This window comes from bacterium (assembly GCA_027622355.1).
Lineage (GTDB): Bacteria > UBA8248 > UBA8248 > UBA8248 > UBA8248 > JAQBZT01.
Window position 1 is genome coordinate 1 of sequence record JAQBZT010000226.1, and the last position, 4,797, is coordinate 4,797.

At 64.4% G+C, this 4,797-nt stretch carries 5 protein-coding genes; 1 reads left to right on the top strand and 4 read right to left on the bottom strand.

Translation table 11 applies throughout. The features are described 5' to 3' along the window. Positions 1–286 precede the first annotated feature (286 nt). From O2807_12005 to O2807_12020, 4 genes are all read right to left on the bottom strand, one after another. Positions 287–757, bottom strand: a complete 471-nt coding sequence (locus O2807_12005) for an EVE domain-containing protein (protein ID MDA1001221.1) — start codon at positions 755–757, stop codon at positions 287–289. Next, positions 758–1,720 (bottom strand): 2-dehydropantoate 2-reductase, encoded by a 963-nt coding sequence (locus O2807_12010; protein ID MDA1001222.1) that lies wholly within the window; start codon positions 1,718–1,720, stop codon positions 758–760. Between the two features lie 78 nt (positions 1,721–1,798). Next, positions 1,799–2,860 (bottom strand): SMC-Scp complex subunit ScpB, encoded by a 1,062-nt coding sequence (gene scpB, locus O2807_12015; GenBank protein MDA1001223.1) that lies wholly within the window; start codon positions 2,858–2,860, stop codon positions 1,799–1,801. Beyond that, entirely contained in the window at positions 2,853–3,755 is a 903-nt protein-coding gene (locus O2807_12020; GenBank protein ID MDA1001224.1) for a segregation/condensation protein A, read from the bottom strand. Before O2807_12020 ends, scpB begins: the two co-directional genes overlap by 8 nt. Positions 3,756–4,254: 499 nt before the next feature. On the opposite strand from O2807_12020, the gene O2807_12025 reads away from it, so the two are divergent. After that, a partial coding sequence (locus O2807_12025) for a hydantoinase/oxoprolinase family protein (GenBank protein MDA1001225.1) occupies positions 4,255–4,797 on the top strand: 543 nt, incomplete at its 3' end.

Here is a 4,797-nt window from a genome sequence, read left to right on the forward strand (position 1 = left end):
ATGATAGGTATGCAGGCGGGGATAGCGCGGAGGGTTTCGGGATGCGGCATGGCGACTACGGGGCGGCTACAGGAAATCTGGCGACTACGGAAAATATGACTTTGTGATGGGGATCGGCTGGGCGGGGGGGCCGTTGCGTCACAAAGGGCAGGCGCGCGGATGTGCCTGCCCGGCCGGTCCTGCCGCATTCGGAAAATGAGATAGCACGGGACCTGCGCCGGGGAGACATTCCTCCCTCCCTCCCCGCGCAGCCCTTGCAAGGCCCCTCCCGAAAGGGAGGGGTTTTTTATTTTCCGCTTCCCATCTTCAGGACTTCGCCGAATTCGGCCTCGGTGACCGGTTGGACGGAGAGGCGCTGGCCCCGCTGGGTGATTCTCATGCCGGCGAGCTTCTTGTTCGCCTTCAGATCGGCGAGGGGGACGGGGCGCTGGATCTTTTCGATGCCCCGCACGTCCACCATGAACCAGCGGGGGTTTTCCTTCGTGGATTTGGGGTCGAAGTATTTCGATTTTTTGTCGAGGGCGGTGGGGTCGGGGTAGGCCTCTCTGGCCACCTCGGCGATGCCGGCGATGTGGGGCGGGAGGCAGCTCGAGTGGTAGAAGAGCACGCGGTCGCCCTTTTTCATCTCCCGCATGAAGTTGCGCGCCTGGTAGTTGCGCACCCCCTCCCAGGGGTCGGTCTTTTGGGGCCGCTTCATGAGGGCATCGAACGAAAAGACCGAGGGCTCGCTCTTCATGAGCCAGTGGCGGCGGGCCATCTATTTCTCCCGCCCGATCTCGCCCGCGTTCTGCAGGTCGGCGAGCTTGAGGATGTCGTAGAGCATGTCGTTCAGCGGGGTCGGAACGCCGAGGGCGCCGCCGATGCGCGAGACCGCGCCGCAGAAGGTGTCGATCTCCATCCGCCTTCCGGCTTCGCGGTCGTGGCAGAGGCTCGCCTTGCTCGCGGGGTTCTGCTCGCCGATGAACGCGAAGCGATCCGCGTCCGCCCCCTCGGGCAGATTCACCCCCCGCGCCCTTCCCACCTCGTAGACCTCGCGCATCACCTCGCGCAACATGCGCCGCGTGCCCTGCCAGGCCATCAGCTCCCCGAGGGGGGAGGTGGTGACGGCGGTCATGGCGCCGACGCCGGTGATGAAGATGAACTTCGTCCAGAGCTCGCGGAGGATGTCCTCCGAGAGTTCGGCGTTGATTTCGGCCTCCTTCAGTTCCTTGAGAATGGCCTTGCCGCGGGCGCTCGCGCCGATGATCGGCGATGACACCGTCATCATCTCGCCGAAGACGAGGCGGCGCGGCCCCCCGATCTGCTCGATGCGGCCGGGGCCCGCGATGTGGGTGAAGACATAGGTGGCGCCCCCCATGACGCGCCCCGCGCCGTAGCGGGCGGCGAGCAGGTCTTCGTTGTCCACCCCGTTCTGCAGCGAGATGATGACGGTGTCATCGCCGATCATCGGCGCGATGGCGGGGATGGCTTCTTCGTTCGAGGTGGTCTTGGTGCAGAAGAAGACGACATCGCAGGGGCCGGCCTCGGCGGGGGAATCCGCAACGAAGACATCTTTCGCCGTGAAGTTTCCCGGCTCGACGCAGTCCACCCGCAGGCCGTTTTTCCGGATCGCCGCAAGGTGCTCGCCGCGGGCGATGAAGCGCACGTCTTTTCCTGCGCGGTGGAGCAGCCCGCCGAAGTAGCCGCCGACGCCGCCCGCCGCCATGATCCCGAATCGCATGGTGTTCTCCCCTGAAAACAGAAAAGCCCCGCAGCGTAAGATAACGCGGCGGGGCTTTCCCGTAAACGGATCGGGGCGCTAGTCCTGGTTCTCGGTCTTTGTTTCTTCCTCGGCCGGGACGGGCTCTGCGGCGTGGCCGTTCGCGTGACCGTTGGCATGCCCGTTGGCGTGGCCGTTTGTGTGTCCGTTGGTGTGCCCGTTCTCATCGCCGCCGGGGGGGGCTTCCTCGGCGAGTGCGCGGGTGGCGCCGGCGATCTCGGCCTCCTCGGCGATCTCCTCGGCCGCGGCTTCGGTGCGGACGCCGCCATCGGCAACTTCTTCCCCTTCTTCGATGGGGATCACTTCGCCCGAGGCGGGGCCGCCGATGCCCTCTTCGAGGTCGAGTTCGTCCGGACGCGGCATGTCGGTGAGGTTTTTGAAGCCGAAGTGCTCGAGGAAATAGGGCGTCGTGCCGTAGACAATCGGCCTTCCGATGACATCGCGCCGCCCGAGGATGCGGATGAGGTTCCGCTCGAGCAGGGTGCTCAGCACCCCGCTGCAGTCCACCCGGCGGATGTGCTCGATCTCGGCGCGGGTGATGGGCTGCTTGTAGGCGGCGATGGCGAGCGCCTCGAGCGCGGCCTGGGAGAGCCGGGCTTTTCTCTCGTTCTTGAGGTACTTGCGGACCCAGAAGGAGTACTCCGGCCGGGTGCAGATGCGGAAGCCCTCGGCCACCTCGGCGATCTGGAGGGTGCGGTCCTTGTACTCATCGGCGAGTTCGGCGATGAGCTTCCGCACTTCTTTGATGTTGATGTTTTCGACCCCCCGGAAGACGTTCGAGATCTCGCGGGGCCGGAGCGGCTCGTGGGCGACGAAGAGGAGCGTCTCGATGATCCGCTTGGCCTCGTCCATCTCCATGAGCAGGGGTGTGTCGGCGTCTTCCGCTTCGGCGCCTTTGGCCTCGGCGCCTTGGGCAGGCGCACCCTCTTCGAGATCGAAGAAAGAGTCCTTGAGTTCCTCCATCGCCTCCATCTGTTTCTTCGCGAGGGCTTCCGACACATCCTCGTGAGGGCTACCGGTGTCCTCGGCGAGTATGAACTGCGCGGAGGCTTTTTCTTCGGGTGTGGCTTCTTCCGGGTTTTCTTTTCTGGGTTCAGTCATCGAGCACCGCCTTGACGAGTCGTATCTCTCCAAAAAGGGCGTTCTGATACGCAACTATCAGGCTCTGCTTCACGAGTTCAAGCAGTGCCAGGAATGTTACCACCAATTCGAGAACGCGGGCGCCCTTGGGGAATATCGCGTGGAATTCGATGCCCTCGGGGCCTGAGTTTTCAAGCATATCGAGCAGGAAGGCCTGCCGGTCGACAATCTCGAGTTCGTCCACCTCGACGAGGTGCATCCCCGCCTCGCCGCTCTCCTCGATCACCCGCTGGATGGCCGAGATGAGGTCGAAGACGGTGATCTTGATCCGGGGCGCCTCCTCCTCCGGGGAAAGCGGCTCGAGAATGATGCCGTCCCCGTTTCCGCCGCGGGTGAAGATGTCGAACTGCGTTTCCTCGGCGAGGCGGAAATCCTGGCTGAGGTCCTTGAATTTCTGGTACTCGAGCAGCTGCCGCTGCAGCTCGACGCGAAGGGTCTCGGCGTCGGGCTCTTCCTCTTCGGCATCGCCTTCCTGCGGCACGAGGGCGCGGCTCTTGATGTAGACGAGATGGGCGGCCATGACCAGATACTCGGAGGCCACGTTGAGATTCAGCTGGCGCATCATCTCGATATACTTGATGTACTGATCGGTGATGAACGCGATCGGGATGTCCTGGATATCGAGTTCGTGCTCGCGGACGAGATGAAGGAGCAGCTCGAGCGGCCCCTCGAACATATCGAGCTTGATGAGAAACGGGTCGTCCGCCTCGGCCGTGGCGGCGCCGGGCGACGGTGGGTTCGGCGCGGGCGCTGCCGCCTCCGCGGGGGCGAATTCCTCGGCGCTCTCCCAGTCCACCGAATGGGCGGCCGACATGTCCCGGCCCGCGCCCAGCTCCTCGAGGCTCATGGCCTCCATCGGCGGGGTTCCCTCGGGCGCCGGAGCTGGGTCCGAAGGCGCTCCCCCGGCAGGAAAACCTTCCGGGGATACTGGATTTTCAGGCATGAGCGGATTTTCAGGCATCGGAGAGCGCCATCTGGTTAGCCCCACTCCGGGCGGAGCCTGAACGGCGGGAAAATCACACCGTCCGGTGGGCGGTTAGGCGGTACGGGATCCCCATGAACCCGTGGCCGTCAGGGTAGGAGATACGAAAAAGCTTGTCAATGAATACTTTAGGAGCTTAGGGCAAGGCCGGGGCCGGGCGCAGGGTCCATGCGCAGATGGCCGCGAAGCATCTCCCCCGCCCGGATGAAGCCCTTGAAGGCGGGGGGCGATTCCGGGCGGCGCTCCTTGTCTTTCGGGCGCTTCCGTCCTATGAATATGGGCGAATTCCCTTTTGAGCGGCAGGGCCTGCGGCCGATCCACATCGCGGTTTCGGCCGGGTTGCGTTGCGGGGCTGCCGGGGAGGAAGGCGCAGATGCGTTTTGCCGTGGATACGGGCGGGACTTTCACCGATCTGGTGCTGGAGGACGACAAGGGCGTTCTCCACATGTTCAAGACGGCGACCACCCCGGATGATCCCGTCCGCGGGATTCTCGATGTGCTCGGCGTGGCGGCCGAGAGCTTTTCTCTCTCGATAAAAGCGCTTCTGGGCAAGGCCGATCTTTTCATCCACGGAACCACACACGCCATCAACGCGATCATCACCGGCCGGACGGCGCGCACCGCCTTCCTGACGACCCAGGGGCACCCCGATGTCCTGGTCGTGCGCGAGGGCGGGCGCATCGAGCCCTTCAATTTCCTGGTTCCTTTTCCGAGGCCCTACATTCCCCGCGCCCTGACATGGGAGGTGCCCGAGCGCATCGATTCGCAGGGAAACGTCGTCGTCCCCCTCGATGAGGCGGCCACGGTGGAGATGCTCCGCCAGCTGCGCGAGAAGAAGGTGGAGTCGGTGGGGGTGTGTCTGCTCTGGTCCACGGTGAATCCCGTGCACGAGGACCGGGTGGGCAAGATGATCGAG

What these genes read in the sequence shown, in the direction of transcription:
- O2807_12005 (MDA1001221.1), bottom strand. Translation starts at nt 757, where the DNA reads ATGGCCCGCCGCCACTGGCTCATGAAGAGCGAGCCCTCGGTCTTTTCG.
- O2807_12010 (MDA1001222.1), bottom strand. Translation starts at nt 1,720, where the DNA reads ATGCGATTCGGGATCATGGCGGCGGGCGGCGTCGGCGGCTACTTCGGC.
- scpB (MDA1001223.1), bottom strand. Translation starts at nt 2,860, where the DNA reads ATGACTGAACCCAGAAAAGAAAACCCGGAAGAAGCCACACCCGAAGAA.
- O2807_12020 (MDA1001224.1), bottom strand. Translation starts at nt 3,755, where the DNA reads ATGGAGGCCATGAGCCTCGAGGAGCTGGGCGCGGGCCGGGACATGTCG.